Origin of the sequence: Acinetobacter sp. ANC 3929, assembly GCF_000369405.1 — a bacterium.
GTDB lineage: Bacteria > Pseudomonadota > Gammaproteobacteria > Pseudomonadales > Moraxellaceae > Acinetobacter.
Genome location: NZ_KB849994.1, coordinates 72,408 through 88,532, shown reverse-complemented (window position 1 = coordinate 88,532; position 16,125 = coordinate 72,408). Strand labels below are relative to the sequence as shown.

Here is a 16,125-nt window from a genome sequence, read left to right as displayed (position 1 = left end):
TCTCTCCGATTAGTGAACACTGCCAAAAGCTCGAATCGCAACTTCGGGCTTTTTGCTTATCTGGAATACAGAAATAATTGTTTTGAATACATTCATGTATTCACTTGAATACTTTGTATTCTTTGCCTTTTTGAACATTTCAACTGATGATTGGCCTAAATCACTTTGTAGCTTTAAATCTATGGCCTCTCTCAACCATTTCGCTCGATTGCCATCTGCTAAATCATCTACTAGCTGTTTAACTTCAGCTGGTACACGTGTCGTCATTGGTTCAAGTAACTTTTCTCCAGACTTAATTACTCTCATTGTGGATTTCACCCCTTTGTTAATGTTTGATCTGGTTTAGCTCGCTCCTTAAGCCATTCAGCCGTGAACGCACCCTCACAGTGTTCTGCTAAAGTTTCGGCATAATTTGTTTCGCCTGTGTATTCCGTTCTTGGCAAAACTCCACGCTTTTCCATTTTGCTCATTGCCATATATGAGCGACCAAGTAAAAGTGCTGCACGTGTGCGACCACCTACTTTTTGAAATGCAAATTTAATTGGATTGTTGATTTCTAACTGATCGGCAGTTTCTGAAGTTATTAAAGCCATAATTTAAACCCTTGGTTATTTCTAAAAAATTAAACCATAGATTTAATATCAATACAATCTACGATTGCTTCAATCTAATTAAATTTATCATTAAACTTTTAAACCAATGGTTTGTTTGTATGATTATCACTATGGATCTACTTGTTGAGCGAATTCAAAAATCTTTGGATTATTCTGGCCTATCTTGGTCTGGTGCAGCTGTGAAGCTTGGTCTTTCCGCTCAAGCTGCTACAAACTGGAAAAAAGGAAAAATAGGTAGAGACACATTAAAGTCTTTAGCATCTTTAACAGGTGTGAATTCTGGATGGCTACTTGATGGGTCTGGCTTGATGATTGATGTTGTTGATAATAATGAAAGCAATGAAACCTATAGACCAGTTATGGCTTGGGAAGCACCTAGCGATCTAGATCCAGACTCTTTTATGATCATCCCTCATGTCGATGTGAAGTTTTCCGCAGGCAATGGTCTACTGGTTGAATTTGAACCAGCACCCAAGACGACTGGGTGCGCACAACGGATGGAGTGGTTTCAAAAGAAAAAAGTTTCACCCAAAAATCTTGTAGAGGTGGATGTTGATGGTGACAGTATGGAACCAAGAATTCCAAATGGTAGTGTTGTAATTATTGATAAGTCTATTAACAGCTTGGAGCAAGTTCAGAATAGAAAGGTATATGCAATAAGGTATGGTGATGAACTAAAAATCAAGAGGTTGTCTCGTAGATATGATGGTAGTTTAATCATAGATAGCGACAATCCAAACTACGAAAGAGAAATTGTAGAACCCAATCAGCTTGAGCATATAAGTATCATTGGCAGATATGTTTCCCATACATTTGACGGCGATATCTAGTTATAGAAGGAGTTAGATCTCTTTTGAAAACAAACTACTCCTTACAGGAATAAAATCATGATCGGTACACTCAATAAATCCAAAACAGCCTTATCTATTAACAAACAGGAATTTAAAGCAGCATTGTCTAAAATAGGTGATGGTATTGATAAGCAGGTGGCATCACTTAAGAAAGCCAAGCAAAACTATGATGCTGCGGAAATGGCAAGGGAAGTCATTAACGAAGCAAATATTTTTGAAGCAATAATCGAGGGATTTAATGAGGCTGAAGGTACTAATCTAAAGTTGGCAGATATAAGCAATTTGGATCAAGCGCAAGGTTGGATTGATGAGTTTTTAGAAAAGTACAGCGCTTAACAATTTCCCTTAAAATATTACGAGATAGAGATGGAATTAAACAACGATAATTTACCCATTAATTTGATTATTAAGAAAATTAATGAAGCGGCTTTAAAAAATGAATCGCTAACTCTAAGCGCTGAAGAAGTAAAAATTGTTTCTGAGGATTTTGGAGATCAATACTTTGTTCCTGTATTAACAAATGAACAAATAATTCAAATGTGTGAAGAAGGCACCTTAGGTAAACCGATCTTTTCCAAAAATGGAAAAAACTAAAACTGTGAACCCGACACAGTCATGACAACAGATCGGGTGGAGAAAAATGTGCAAATTGGTGTAATTGATTTAAGTCAAAAAGATAAGCCACTCTTGGGCGAATTTAAGTTTTCAAAACTTCCACGCAATGGAGAATGGATTGAAGTGCTTCTTGAAGAAGATGCTTACATTTTTGAAGTTTTGACTGTTGTTTATTCAACGGATGATCATGTAGATATTTATGTGAAACGTCTTGGAGAACTTGATGATCTTTTAGAAAATCAATTTGGTGATCTTTCACAAGATGGCTTAGATGTGTGGACAAAACTTTAGTTTCTCCTTTCTCTAGAATGATCGCAATAAATCTTTTTCCAGTAACAGGTGTTTGCTTGTTTAATGTAATTTTTTGACCATCTTTAGTTATACCAATCATATTAATAAACTCCATTCAACCCACCCCTGCGGTGGGTTTTCTTTTGTCTATTAAATCTAAAATTTAAAAATAATTCAATCTTTGGTTTAATTATGTATTGCACATAAATTAAATCTTTGGTTTAATAAATCTCATGAACAGCAAAAAGCCCTGAACACTTACGACGGCGAACAGGGCTTCTCACTTACTTGAGGTAGATTATGGAACAAAATGTTTTAAATCACAATCGTAGCTACGCAATTCGCAAGGGTTTGTTAAAAAAATGCACAGTTGCAGCTCTTGGTGTTGGTGTATTAACTGGTACTTATGCACTTGTTACCAAGCCAATGGATCCCGCACCTGTTTACTCTTATGCGAACACTCAATCTGTTTACGGGCCAGTAGCGGTTCAAATCACTTCTGATACCACAGGACAAGCCGTAGTTAATCTTGATGGTTTCCGTGTCTACGCTAGCTTTGACTTTGAGCTAATAGAAGAGTGGAACGGTGCTTTAGGTGGTGAACAACCAACAATTCATATAACCAACTTGGCTGTTGACCAGGTATTCACACCAGATGGTGGTAGTTACGGCGACTTCACTAATGCTGATGACATACGCAACATGATCTCGATCATCACTGCTCACATTCAAAAAAATAAAATGGTTGAGGGAGTGTAATCATGGCTATAAATATCATTAGTGCTGATCAACCATTACAAGTTAATGCAATCATCACATACATTTACGCTGATCCTGGTCTAGGTAAAACATCATTAGGTTTTACTGCGGATAAGGCTATTTCATTCGACTTTGACCGTGGTTCTCACCGTACTGGTGAGTTACGCCGTGGTGCAGTAGTTCAGGTCCAACAATGGAAAGACGTTGCGGATCTAACTCCAAGTGATTTAGCGGCATATAACACTGTGGTAATCGATACTGTTGGGGCAATGCTTGAAAGCATTAAAACTCACCTTCTCTTAACTGCAAACAATCGCCAGAAAGATGGTGCACTTAAATTAAAAGCTCAGGGATTGGCTAACCAAACATTTAAACAATACATCAATACACTGATTAGCCTTGGCAAAGATGTTGTATTCATTGCTCATGCCTCAGAAGATCAAAACGGCGATCAAGTTATATATCGTCCAGATCTAGGTGGTAAAAACCGTAATGAGCTTTACCGCATTGCTGACATCATGGGTTATCTAACAACCGTCACCACTGGTGAAGGTAAGAATGCCCGTGTTATCAGCTTCAAACCATCACCTACCCACCATGCGAAAAACTCAGGTGCCTTAGGTGGTGAAACTGGTGAGGTTTGGGTACCTGATCTAAAAGCTAATCCAACGTTTCTTGCTGATCTTATTAAATCAGCTAAGGACCACATCAACACACTCACACCTGAACAATTGGCTTTAACCAAAGCTGTTGAGGACCTCACTAACTGGCAACAAAGCTGTGCCGAAGCTGAACACGAAGGCGATTTAAACCAGCTCACTGAGTCTCTTATCAAAGACCACATGTATTACCAAAATATGCGCCAAATCATGCTTGCTCGGTCTAAAGAGCTTGGTTGCACGTTTGATAAAAATCAAAACAGATGGATTGGTCAGCCTGAGTTTCAAGGCATTTCTAATGCTCAACGTGACGAGCTACTTGGCTTCATTGATGAACGTGGATTGGATACTAAAACAGTTTGTGAGCATCTGGGCATTGATAGCCTTATGCAGATCGAAGTCAAAACCCTTAACGCCGTAAAAAAAGATATCGATAACTTAGCTAAACAAGGCGTTAAGTCATGAGATTCAACTACTCCACCCTAACCCGAATACTCCATGTATTCGGGCCCAATATGACCCACATTTTTGACAATGTGAATGAATCAGAAGTAACGGCGTTGGTTGCCAATGCCAAATTTAAAGAATCGATTTGGAGAAAATAATGATTAGCCTTAAAAACGAAATCGAAAGCTTTAAGAAAGCATGGCTTGATAGTAATGGTCATTTTAAGTTTGTTGACTATAACCCTGAATATGAAAAGTTTGAATTAACTGGCTTTAGCGGGACTCTCTCCAAGGAAGATTTGATATCTGCCCTTATGGCGGTAAATACAGCTTGGGGTATGTGGCTGAAAGCAAAACATGAGGAGGCGTTGCGGAAAAACCATGATGTTGTGATTCGCTCTTCTGATATTGAAAAAGCTATCCAAGAGAGCCCTAACGCCGTTAAGGACATTACTGATCATTTAGATAAAGTGCTGGCAACAAAGGCCTTAGAGTTATCTCATGGCAATTTAACTAAAGCAGCAGAAATGATTGGTGTAAATCGCGGAACATTATCGAAACGCTATAAAGAATATAGAAAAATGGTGGCAGCATGAATATTGAAAAAGAACGAGAGGCTTTAGTAGCCGAAATTGAACTTTTCATTGCTGAAGCAATGAAAGCTTATGTGGTTGAGCGTTGGGCAGATTCATACCAAAACACAGAACCTTTTGCTTATACGATTGATGATAAAAATGAAATTTGGTGGATGAAAACCCATGCACATCAGTTATGGCAATTTTGGAAAGCAGCCAAAGCCCAAAAGCTTGAAGGCTGCGTGGTGGTGCCAGAAACATTAAGCCTAGATTTAGCAAGGAAGCGTGCCGAATATATTTATCAGGGCGCAAAAAATTATCTTGCGCGTGAATACGCCAACCTATCGGCTATTGAAATGCAACTTTTTAAAGAAAGATGGATTGAATCAAAAGCTGTGAGTTTGCAAACAGACTATTTACTGACATTAGAATCAGCAAGGGGCGGAAAATGATTAAACAATTGATACCTACAGAGCCTCAGCAATGCCCTGTTCAAATGCCAGTTTCTTATTTTGGTGCGTCCTATCCTGATTCACAATGTATTGAAGGTTATTTATGGGATGAGGATAGCGGTGATGATGAAGGTTTCACAAGTGGTGGGGACATTCCTTGCCCATTTTGTAACCCAGCCGACCATGCGGACTACATGAAAGAACATGATGGAGATGAGTTTGTTTGTGAAGTTTGTGATACGAAACTAGATAAACTTCATTGGGCTGAAACAGAAAAGCCCTCTGTCAAATTATATGGCCACTGCCCAAAATGTAATTGCAACCAGTGGGCAGGATATAAAGAAGCAAAAGCGGATGCGGAGGAAACTTAAATGGGCGTTGCAATTGATTTAACAAATACTGAGCGTTTAGTTTCTACAGCTGAATTTGCTTTCCGATTAAACATTACTGAAAAAGAACTTTATGCTCGTATTCAGGATGGTCGAGTAAAACCACCTGCTAAGGATGGTCGAAAGAATGTCTGGCTTAATAGTTATGTGCTGTCTTGTATTTTAAAGAAAGTACAGGATAGTGAAGCTAATGATTTAACTGCTTAAATTTAAGCAATAAAAAGGCCGCATTTAGCGGCCTTTATACTTACAGCAAAACCAAATGTGAGTAATACTGTGAGTAATCACTCTAATTAATATTAAATTAAATTTAAATATCAACTAGTTATGATAAAATTGAGCGGTTTACATCATGCCGCCCATACCCCCCATACCGCCCATATCTGGACCAGCTGGTTTATCTTCTGGGATATCAGTAATCATACATTCAGTTGTCAACATCAAACCAGCAACAGAAGCTGCGTGTTCAAGTGCAGAACGCGTTACTTTAGCAGGGTCAAGAATACCCATCTCTAGCATATCGCCATATTCGCCAGTTGCAGCGTTATAACCGAAGTTACCTTCACCCGCTTTAACTGCATTGATCACAACTGAAGGCTCATCACCTGCGTTTGAAACAATTTGACGAAGTGGCGCTTCAATCGCACGACGTAAAATGTTGATACCTGCAGTTTGATCTTCGTTCGCGCCTTTTAAGCCATCCAATACGTTTACAGCACGTACCAGTGCAACACCACCACCTGCAACAACACCTTCTTCTACTGCTGCACGAGTTGCGTGAAGAGCATCGTCAACACGATCTTTCTTCTCTTTCATTTCAACTTCAGTTGCTGCACCAATTTTGATAACTGCAACACCGCCAGCTAATTTAGCAACGCGTTCTTGAAGTTTTTCTTTGTCGTATTCAGAAGTAGATTCTTCGATTTGCGCACGGATCTGTTGAACACGTTCAGCGATTTGTGCAGCATTACCAGCACCATCAACAATTACTGTGTTTTCTTTAGAAACAGTGATTTTGTGTGCAGTACCTAGATCTTGAAGAGAAGCTTGCTCTAAAGACATCCCGACTTCTTCAGAAATCACAGTCGCGCCAGTCAAGATCGCGATGTCTTGAAGCATTGCTTTACGACGGTCACCAAAACCAGGTGCTTTAACCGCACATACTTTGATAATACCGCGCATGTTGTTCACTACAAGTGTTGCAAGCGCTTCGCCTTCAACATCTTCAGCGATGATAAGAAGAGGTTTACCTGTTTTAGCAACAGCTTCTAATACCGCAATCAATTCACGGATGTTGCCAATTTTTTTGTCAACAAGAAGAATGAACGGATTTTCAAGTTCAGCAGTTAAGGTATCTTGCTTGTTCGCGAAGTATGGAGAGATATAACCACGGTCGAACTGCATACCTTCCACAACGTCTAAAGCGTCTTCGAAGCCAGAACCTTCTTCTACTGTGATAACACCTTCTTTACCTACTTTTTCCATCGCTTGAGCGATAAGTTTACCAACAGTCGTATCCGAGTTCGCAGAAATTGAACCTACTTGTTCAATTGCTTTGAAATCATCAGCAGGCTTTGCATTGGTACGGATATTTTCAACAACAGTTTTCACTGCGATGTCGATACCACGTTTTAAATCCATTGGGTTCATACCTGCAGTTACAGATTTGATCCCTTCATTTAAGATGGCTTGAGCAAGTACAGTTGCAGTCGTTGTACCGTCACCAGCGATGTCATTTGTTTTAGAAGAAACTTCACGAACAAGTTGAGCACCCATGTTTTCAAACTTGTCTTTTAAAGAAATTTCTTTTGCAACAGTAACACCATCTTTAGTGATGTGTGGCGCACCGAAAGAACGGTCGATGACAACGTTACGGCCTTTAGGACCTAAAGTAACTTTTACTGCATCTGCAAGTGTGTTTACGCCTGCAATCATTTTTGAGCGAGCTGAATCACCAAATTTTACGTCTTTAGCTGACATGTTTAACTCCGAATCTTTTTAAATACTGTATCTGATTAATTTGTGAGTTATGTATCGATTAGCCTTCAAGTACAGCTAAGATATCTGACTCTTTCATGATCAAGAGTTCTTCACCGCTTACTTTTACTGTTGTACCTGCATAAGTACCGAACAATACTTTATCGCCAACTTTAACGTCTAAAGCGCGAACGCCATTGTCAGTGATTTGGCCATTACCTACTGCAATGATTTCACCTTGAGATGGTTTTTCAGCAGCAGAACCTGGAAGTAAAATACCACCAGCCGTTTTAGTTTCTTCTTCTACGCGACGAATAACAACACGATCATGTAATGGACGAATGTTGCTCATAGTTAACTCCATCAGACTTAGTCTTTTTGATTAATTCGTATCGCCAATTCATGGCAATACATAAAATTTTGATATGTCACTTTTGTGGGGTTAAAAAAAATAGCTTCAAGGGGAAAATGAAAAAAAATTCTACTTATAGATGTTTTTTTAAACATCGAAATCTATAGGTGCCGAATTAAACAACAGTTTGGGATTTCACAAATGTTTTAAGCGACTCATCAAACCAATAATGTTCGATCGCACCATCCTCCAAAATCACATTAAAACTATTCGAGAATCCAAAACGTAATCGATTTGAGGTTGCTGTTCCAGCATGAATATCAAAGATCGGATGATCAAAACCCAATTGAAAAATTTGATTTAAATCATGGACGGCCACTTTGTGTAAATGTCCATGTAATAAACCAAATAACCCTGTTTCTCCCCAGCGCTCTAAAGCAATTTTTCCTAGCACAGGGCAATCCTTATCACCATGCTCATTTGGAAAGGTATAAAAGGGTTGATGGAAAACCACCAGTTTGATTTTATTGGGTGGCGCTTTTTTTAACTGCTCATAAGCCTCATGAATTTGCTCAAGAGAAATATGTCCTCTAGTATGATAGCGCCGACGGATACTATTCATCCCAACAATATAAAAATGCTCCGTTTCCAACGTTGTCTCCAAACGACCAAAGAAGGCCTGATAACGCACAAAAGGAGAAAAGAAACGATTCCATACATGATAAAGTGGAATATCGTGATTGCCTGGCACCACCAGATAAGGAAGATTGAGAGCATCCAAAAACTGACGACATGCATAAAACTGCTTAAAGCGTGCGCGTTGTGTCAGATCACCACTCACGATCACAGCTTCAGGGCGATGCTGCTGACAAAACTGCTTGATCGCCTCAATACACACTTCACGTTCCGTCCCAAAATGCAGATCAGACAGGTGTAATAACATTCGGAACCATCACTTTTAACGCTGACTTTTTCACTGAAAATTTTAATGGAGTTTGCATCTCCATAAGCTCTCCATCTACGGCAACTGTTAATTTTGGCTTTTTACAATCAACCTGTATATGTTCAGCACAAAATGAATACACATCTGAAGCCTGATCAATTTTTCCCTGAATCAATTTCCATAACATTTTTAATAAACTGAGGCGATCACTTTTAGCAACTACAACTCCTGCTAGCTTTCCATTGGCAGCGCACTCGGCAATTCTTAATTTCATATCGCTGAGCTGTAATTGATTATTGCCAAAAAAAATCAACGGTGTAGCCACTGGATACTTTTGACCATCCACAGTCACCGCCAACTTTAAAGATTTAGATTCACGCAGTAACACATCCAAACCCGATGTATAGGCATTTAACGGAAAACGTCCAAGTCGTTGATTGTATAATTCACGTTTTTTTATAAATAAAGGATACAGTCCCAAACTCGCATTATTGAGATAAATTTGATCATTGATTCCCGCAACATGTACTGCTTGTACCCGACCGGTTGCAATCACTTCTGCCGCTTGGGCAACATCAATCGGGATATTCAACGCCCGTGCGACATAATTAAACGTACCCAGCGGTATAATTCCCATCGGAATATCAGTATGGATCAGCTTCTTTGCTACGGCGTTCAACGTTCCATCGCCCCCAGCCGCAACCACCACACCCCGTGAATCTGCCTGCTGATGTCTTGCAAATACAGTCTGCATCATTTCATCAAAATTAACCTGTTGATTTAACTCAAAAACCTGAATTTCAAATCCATATTGTGTCCAATAGGTCATAAGACGTTCATATTCATCATCTTGCTGCGTAGCATGAAAGCCTGATTTTTGATTATAAATAATAGATAAAGGCTGTAAATTTTGACTCATTCGCATCAACCTCAAGGCTTTAGATAAGCCTATTTTTGTTTACAAAATCAACAAATAAAAGCAAGTTTATGTAAATTTTGAATGAACATTATTCATATAATCAATAACAATTCTCAAAAAATTAAAAACAAACTAAAATACTGATTATTAAAAAAATTTATAAAAAAAATATTACATATAAAAAAACAAAATAACAAAATGTAGAATAATAAAATACTTAAAAAACAATGGTATAAATTCAAATCAATATTCCCACCCTTCATCACCCACCTATTCTTTAGTCTTATATTTTTTATGATTTTATGCTTTAATACAGCCACTTTTTTTACTTCATCTGTCTCACTGCCATCCAGTGGATAGAATTTGTACGTCGTACACACTTTAAAAAGGCATCACCATGACCCAAGTGAACGCACCAGAATTCGTTCGTCACCCTAAGCTAATTGCATGGGTGGAAGAAATTGCAAAATTAACCAAACCAGCAAAAATCGAATGGTGTGACGGAAGCGAAGAAGAATATCAACGTCTTATGGACTTGATGATCGCTAACGGCACCATGCAAAAACTTAACCAAGAAAAACATCCTGGTTCTTATCTTGCAAATTCTGATCCTTCTGATGTTGCTCGTGTTGAAGACCGTACTTATATCTGCTCGCAAAATGAAGAAGATGCTGGCGCAACTAACAACTGGGTTGCTCCTGCAGAAATGCGCGAAAAATTAAATGGATTATTTGACGGCGCAATGGAAGGCCGTACCATGTATGTGGTTCCCTTCTCGATGGGTCCTTTAGGAAGCCACATTGCTCACATCGGTATCGAGTTAACAGATTCACCTTACGTTGCAGTCAGCATGACTAAAATGGCGCGTATGGGTAAAGCAGTTTATGACGTGTTAGGAACTGATGGTGAGTTTATCCCATGTGTACACACTGTTGCTGCACCACTTAAAGATGGTCAAAAAGATGTTGCTTGGCCATGTAACAACGAAAAATATATCGTTCACTATCCAGAAACTCGTGAAATCTGGTCTTACGGTTCTGGTTACGGCGGTAACGCATTGCTTGGTAAAAAATGCCTAGCATTACGTATTGCCTCTGCAATGGGTCGCGAGCAAGGTTGGTTAGCTGAACACATGCTGATTTTAGGTGTGACAAACCCACAAGGTGAAAAACACTACATCGCAGCAGCATTCCCTTCTGCATGTGGTAAAACAAACTTTGCGATGTTAATTCCACCAGCAGGTTATGAAGGCTGGAAAATTGAAACTGTAGGTGATGATATTGCTTGGATCAAACCAGGCGAAGATGGTCGCTTATATGCAATCAATCCAGAAGCAGGTTTCTTCGGTGTTGCACCTGGTACAAATACCAAAACCAACCCGAACTGTATTGCAACTATGCATAAAGATGTGATTTACACCAACGTTGCAGTAACCAAAGATGGCGAAGTATGGTGGGAAGGTCTAACTAAAGAAGTTCCAGCTGACCTGATCACTTGGAAAGGCCAACCATACGTTGAAGGCGAAAAAGCAGCACATCCAAACTCACGTTTTACTGTTTCTGCTGGTCAATGCCCTTCGATTGATGCTGACTGGGAAAATCCAGCAGGCGTACCAATCTCTGCATTCATCTTCGGTGGTCGTCGTGCAGATACAGTACCTTTAGTTTCTGAAGCATTTGACTGGGTTGATGGCGTTTATAAAGCAGCAACCATGGGTTCTGAAACAACTGCTGCAGCTGTTGGTCAACAAGGTATCGTTCGTCGCGATCCATTCGCAATGCTTCCATTTGCAGGTTATAACATGGCTGACTACTTCGGCCACTGGTTACAACTTGGTCAAGAAGTTGGTGCGAAAGCTGAAGCTGCTGGTAATAAATTACCAAAAATCTTCAACGTAAACTGGTTCCGTCGTGATGCTGAAGGCAACTTCGTATGGCCTGGTTTCGGTCAAAACATGCGTGTTCTTGAGTGGATTATTGATCGTTGTGAAGGCCGTGCTGAAGCGACTGAAACACCAATCGGTTATGTTCCAAGTTACGAACAGTTGAACTGGAATGGTATTGATTTCTCTAAAGAGCAATTCAATACAGTAACAGCACAAGACAAAGATCAATGGATCAAAGAACTTGAAAGCCACACTGAGTTATTCACTAAACTTGGTGCTCGCTTACCTCAAGCCCTTAAAGATCGTCAAAATGAATTATTAGCAGCTGTTAAATCTGCTTAATTTCTGTCGCCTCCCTCTTTAAAAGAGGGACTCAGAGAGAATAGAAAGGTCACTTCGGTGGCCTTTTTTAATGGCCTTTCGAAATTTTCTATTAATCCCCCACTTAGCCCTAACTATTCCCATTAAGCTTTAGACAAAATAAATTGCAAAATTAATGAATACTAATAATAATTGTAATAATAATATTTCTCATTTACATGGTTGTAGGTATGAGTTCATCCCCTCTGTTTAAACACACTCCACTCTTTTTAGCTATATCAACATTAGTCAGTATCAGTTCTTATAGTTATGCACTTGATGAGGGATCACAGCAACTTCCAGCCATCAAAGTCCAAGCAACTCAGGACAGCGACATCAGTGAGAAAACCAAAGCATACAGTATTAAAAATAGCTCAAGCGCAACCAAACTGAATATTGAAACCAAAGAAATTCCACAAACCATCAATGTGGTAACACGCCAGCAAATTGAAGATTTTGGCCTTACCAGCTCTAGAGATGTACTAAACAATACCCCTGGTGTGACTGTCAATTCGCTGGAAACTGAACGCTCAGTGTATATGGCACGCGGTTTTGAAATATCAAACATTCTGATTGATGGCGTCGGCTTCCCTTCTGGTGAATGGAATTATAATGACACCAATCCAGACAGCTACTTTTATGATCGAATTGAAGTCATTAAAGGCGCTGATGCACTGACCAATGCATTTGGCGATCCAAGTGCAACCATCAACTATATCCGTAAACGCCCAACTAAAGAGTTCCAAGCCAATGCGGGTCTAAGCTATGGCTCATGGGATACGCAACGTTATGAAGCAGATGCTTCAGGCAGCCTCGTATCAGATGGTCGTCTTCGTGGCCGTGTTTCAGGTTTTCAACAAACAGGCAATTCACACCTAGATCGTTATAGTTCTGAGAAAAATGGGATTGCAGGTGTCTTAGAAGCAGACCTTACAGATAGCACATTGCTTACCATTGGTGCGAGTCAGGAGAAAAATAAACCCAATGCCAATAACTGGGGTGCTTTACCCCTCATGGATTCTTCAGGTCAACAAATCAATTATGATCGCTCTTACAATCCAAACCCTGATTGGGCCTATTGGGACAATACTTCGCGCAATGCATTTTTTGAGCTTAAACAAAAACTCTCAGACATGTGGTCTGCTAACCTAAGCTATAACTACAATGAAAAGAACCGTGACAGCCGACTGTTATATTATTATGGCTATCCGACGGCAAACGGAGCTGATGTCGATCTGACTGCTAAAGGCTTTAGTGAAAAAAATAAACAGCACAGTGTTGACCTCAACCTAAATGGAAAGTTTGAATTATTTGGTCAGCAACATGAAGCAATTGTTGGCTACAGCTTTACTCAGAGCAAACAAAATGACGCTCAAATTGTGGGTGATATTCAAGACAGCAATATTGGAACATGTGTTCGTGGTACAAGTCCAAACACCTATAATGCACAATGTACAACAGACTGGGCAAGTTGGACACCAAACCAAGTGTCTTGGGGTTCATTCGCAAAAACAGCAGACTATACACAACGTAATCAATCGCTTTATGCAGCAACTCGCCTACACGTCAATGACGATTTAAAATTAACCCTAGGTGCAAACTACGTTCAAGCCAAGAGTGAAGGTACAAGTTATGATGCACCAATGGTCTATGATGAAAGTAAAGTTTCGCCTTATGCAGGTCTTACCTATAACTTTAGCCCTGAATATACAGGTTATATGAGTTATACCTCAATTTTCCGCCCACAAACCTCCGTTGACAAAGCAACGGGCAAAATTGCGGATCCCATTGAAGGTAAAAGCTATGAGGTTGGGTTTAAGAGTTCTTGGTTAGATAACAAGCTTACTGGGACACTGGCCGTATTTAGAGCCGAGGAAAATAACTACCCGCTTCGCTCAACGGATAACCCCTCTATCAATCGTAAAGTTGAAATTAGCGATTTGCGTTCGCAAGGCGTAGAAGTTGGTCTGGCTGGACAACTAACAGATCAAGTCAATGTTTCACTCGGCTATACCCAGTTTAGCCTGCAAGATCTAAAGAATGGTGGGGCTGCAAGAACTTACAACCCAACACAAAGCTTTAATCTATTGACGACTTATTCCCCCACTCAGCTACCAAAACTGAAAGTTGGTGCAGGTGTAAAATGGCAAAGTAAAATCACACGTTTTGACCCAAGCTATAGCACTTACCTCAAACAAAGTGATTATGCCTTGCTGAATTTGATGGCAAGCTATGACATTAGTTCAAATCTTTCTATTCAAGCCAATGCCAATAACGTGACTGATAAAAAATATTTAAATAGCTTTACCGATGGGCAAGCCTTCTACGGAGCACCTGCGAATTACACCGTTGCATTCCGCTTCAAGTACTAATTAAGACCAATAAAAAAGCCCCTTATTCAAAGGGGCTTTTTTATTGAGAGCTTTTAAGCAGCAACCGTGCTATTTGGTTTATTTGCTAAATACACATTTAAGCTTTCGATTTCACTTGGTGCAAAATTGAGACCTAGCTTTGAACGTCGCCACAAAATATCTTGGCTGGTCGTTACCCACTCAAAGCGGCATAAATAATCCACTTCTTTCGCATACAAACCTTGACCAAAATACTGACCTAACTGCTCAACTGATGTTGCTTCACCTAAGATATTCCAAATACGTGAACCATAAGCAGATGCCCAACGTTTTGCCAAAGCCTCAGATGCGTCGGTGATTTGTGCACGAATCTCTTTCGCCAATTGTTCAGCCGACTCCATATTTTCGCCGCCCGGTAAAGCTTCTGTCGCTGTCCAACTGCCTTTCATTTCTGGGAAAAATGCTTTGAGCTGCTGCATTGCAGATTCTGCCAACTTACGGTAAGTTGTCAATTTACCACCAAACACTGAAAGTAATGGTGCTTGATCAGCAGACTCTTGAGTTAAAGCCAAAGTATAGTCACGGGTGATGGCCGATGGATTATCTGATTCATCATCACATAATGGACGTACACCCGCAAAAGTCGAAATAATATCGGCTTGCGTTAATTGATTTTTAAAGTGTGCATTGCTCACTTCAATTAAATAATCAATCTCTTCTTGGGTAATTTTGACTTGTGCAGGATCACCCTGATATTCGCGATCCGTGGTTCCGATCATTGTATATTGGTCCAAGTACGGAATGGCGAACACAATACGACGGTCATCATTTTGCATAATAAACGCCTTATCACCTTCATACAGCTTTGGCACAATGATATGACTACCCTGAATCAAGCGAATGCCATATGGTGATTTAAGCTGTAAATCCTGCTTGATGAATTGCGCAACCCAAGGACCAGCCGCATTCACTAAAGCCTTGGCTTTAATCTGGAATTGACCCTGTGCATTTTCCAAATCAACAACCCAGTATTCGCCTTCACGTTGCGCCGACAAACAGCGAGTACGTGTCACAATATCAGCACCTTTTTCACGCGCATGCATTGCATTCAGCACAACCAGACGTGAATCATCCACCGCACAGTCTGAATATTCAAAACCGCGTGTGATTGCAGTATTTAATGGACTATCATCTTTAAAATAGACATTATTCGAGCCCAATAATTTTTCACGTTTACCCAAGTGATCGTAAAAGAACAAACCTGTACGAATCAACCACGCTGGGCGCAAATGTGGACGATGCGGCATGATAAAACGCATGGGACGAATAATGTGGGGTGCTTTTGCTAACAATACTTCGCGTTCAGCCAAGGCTTCACGTACCAAGCGAAACTCTTTGTGTTCAAGGTAACGTAAACCACCATGGATCAACTTACTACTTGCAGAAGATGTGTGGCTGGCCAAATCATCTTTTTCACACAGGAATACCGATAGGCCACGACCCGAAGCATCTGCTGCGATACCAACACCATTGATACCACCACCGATCACAGCAAGGTCATAAATTTTGTCATTTGACTGAGGAGAAGTTTGCATAAATCACCGCAAATATTCATTATTGTTCAATAACGAACATTTAAACATTTAAAATGAAAATAAACAATAAAAAACAGTCAAAGAAATGCCAA

Annotated in this window: 19 protein-coding genes; 12 read left to right on the top strand and 7 right to left on the bottom strand. The window is 39.9% G+C overall.

Annotated features, from left to right (window positions below):
- Positions 1-9: 9 nt before the first annotated feature.
- Together F909_RS19290 and F909_RS19295 are read right to left on the bottom strand one after the other, a co-directional pair.
- Positions 10-306 (bottom strand): hypothetical protein, encoded by a 297-nt coding sequence (locus tag F909_RS19290; protein WP_005144899.1) that lies wholly within the window; start codon positions 304-306, stop codon positions 10-12.
- 8 nt (positions 307-314) lie between these two features.
- Positions 315-593 carry a hypothetical protein gene (locus F909_RS19295; protein WP_005144896.1) on the bottom strand — a complete coding sequence of 93 codons (279 nt, stop codon included), beginning with the start codon at positions 591-593 and terminating at the stop codon, positions 315-317.
- Between the two features lie 119 nt (positions 594-712).
- Between F909_RS19295 and F909_RS19300 the strand changes: the two genes are divergently transcribed.
- The 10 genes from F909_RS19300 to F909_RS19345 all read left to right on the top strand — a co-directional run bounded on the left by F909_RS19300 (position 713) and on the right by F909_RS19345 (position 5,858).
- The gene (locus F909_RS19300; protein WP_005144894.1) at positions 713-1,444 is read left to right on the top strand and encodes a S24 family peptidase; all 732 of its coding nucleotides are present in this window, start codon (positions 713-715) and stop codon (positions 1,442-1,444) included.
- 57 nt (positions 1,445-1,501) lie between these two features.
- A complete protein-coding gene (locus tag F909_RS19305; protein ID WP_005144892.1) occupies positions 1,502-1,801 on the top strand; it encodes a hypothetical protein in 300 nt (99 codons plus the stop codon).
- Positions 1,802-1,831: 30 nt separating this feature from the next.
- The gene (locus F909_RS19310) at positions 1,832-2,059 is read left to right on the top strand and encodes a hypothetical protein (RefSeq protein ID WP_005144891.1); all 228 of its coding nucleotides are present in this window, start codon (positions 1,832-1,834) and stop codon (positions 2,057-2,059) included.
- A 21-nt stretch (positions 2,060-2,080) separates the two neighbouring features.
- Complete coding sequence (locus F909_RS19315; protein ID WP_005144889.1) at positions 2,081-2,371, top strand: hypothetical protein; 291 nt, start codon at positions 2,081-2,083, stop codon at positions 2,369-2,371.
- Between the two features lie 300 nt (positions 2,372-2,671).
- Positions 2,672-3,130, top strand: a complete 459-nt coding sequence (locus tag F909_RS19320) for a hypothetical protein (protein WP_005144887.1) — start codon at positions 2,672-2,674, stop codon at positions 3,128-3,130.
- A 2-nt stretch (positions 3,131-3,132) separates the two neighbouring features.
- Positions 3,133-4,254 (top strand): ATP-binding protein, encoded by a 1,122-nt coding sequence (locus F909_RS19325; protein ID WP_005144885.1) that lies wholly within the window; start codon positions 3,133-3,135, stop codon positions 4,252-4,254.
- 139 nt (positions 4,255-4,393) lie between these two features.
- A complete protein-coding gene (locus F909_RS19330; RefSeq protein WP_005144883.1) occupies positions 4,394-4,831 on the top strand; it encodes a helix-turn-helix domain-containing protein in 438 nt (145 codons plus the stop codon).
- On the top strand, positions 4,828-5,262 hold the full coding sequence (locus tag F909_RS21375) for a hypothetical protein (RefSeq protein WP_005144881.1): 435 nt from the start codon (positions 4,828-4,830) through the stop codon (positions 5,260-5,262). Before F909_RS19330 ends, F909_RS21375 begins: the two co-directional genes overlap by 4 nt.
- Complete coding sequence (locus F909_RS19340) at positions 5,259-5,633, top strand: hypothetical protein (protein ID WP_005144867.1); 375 nt, start codon at positions 5,259-5,261, stop codon at positions 5,631-5,633. Before F909_RS21375 ends, F909_RS19340 begins: the two co-directional genes overlap by 4 nt.
- On the top strand, positions 5,634-5,858 hold the full coding sequence (locus F909_RS19345; protein WP_005144866.1) for a hypothetical protein: 225 nt from the start codon (positions 5,634-5,636) through the stop codon (positions 5,856-5,858).
- Positions 5,859-5,996: 138 nt separating this feature from the next.
- On the opposite strand, the gene groL is transcribed toward F909_RS19345, so the two are convergent.
- The 4 genes from groL to F909_RS19365 all read right to left on the bottom strand — a co-directional run bounded on the left by groL (position 5,997) and on the right by F909_RS19365 (position 9,842).
- Entirely contained in the window at positions 5,997-7,631 is a 1,635-nt protein-coding gene (groL, locus tag F909_RS19350) for a chaperonin GroEL (RefSeq protein WP_004801460.1), read from the bottom strand.
- Positions 7,632-7,689: 58 nt separating this feature from the next.
- Complete coding sequence (locus F909_RS19355) at positions 7,690-7,980, bottom strand: co-chaperone GroES (protein WP_005144860.1); 291 nt, start codon at positions 7,978-7,980, stop codon at positions 7,690-7,692.
- A 175-nt stretch (positions 7,981-8,155) separates the two neighbouring features.
- Complete coding sequence (locus F909_RS19360) at positions 8,156-8,923, bottom strand: metallophosphoesterase family protein (protein WP_005144858.1); 768 nt, start codon at positions 8,921-8,923, stop codon at positions 8,156-8,158.
- Complete coding sequence (locus tag F909_RS19365) at positions 8,904-9,842, bottom strand: diacylglycerol/lipid kinase family protein (protein WP_005144856.1); 939 nt, start codon at positions 9,840-9,842, stop codon at positions 8,904-8,906. The genes F909_RS19360 and F909_RS19365 overlap by 20 nt, the downstream gene beginning before the upstream one ends.
- 397 nt (positions 9,843-10,239) lie before the next feature.
- Between F909_RS19365 and F909_RS19370 the strand changes: the two genes are divergently transcribed.
- Together F909_RS19370 and F909_RS19375 are read left to right on the top strand one after the other, a co-directional pair.
- Complete coding sequence (locus F909_RS19370) at positions 10,240-12,069, top strand: phosphoenolpyruvate carboxykinase (GTP) (RefSeq protein WP_005144854.1); 1,830 nt, start codon at positions 10,240-10,242, stop codon at positions 12,067-12,069.
- Positions 12,070-12,266: 197 nt separating this feature from the next.
- Positions 12,267-14,459, top strand: a complete 2,193-nt coding sequence (locus F909_RS19375; protein WP_005144852.1) for a TonB-dependent siderophore receptor — start codon at positions 12,267-12,269, stop codon at positions 14,457-14,459.
- 53 nt (positions 14,460-14,512) lie between these two features.
- Here F909_RS19375 and glpD read toward each other — a convergent pair whose 3' ends face one another.
- Positions 14,513-16,033, bottom strand: coding sequence for a glycerol-3-phosphate dehydrogenase (glpD, locus tag F909_RS19380; RefSeq protein WP_005144849.1), 1,521 nt, complete (start codon positions 16,031-16,033; stop codon positions 14,513-14,515).
- Positions 16,034-16,125: the final 92 nt, after the last annotated feature.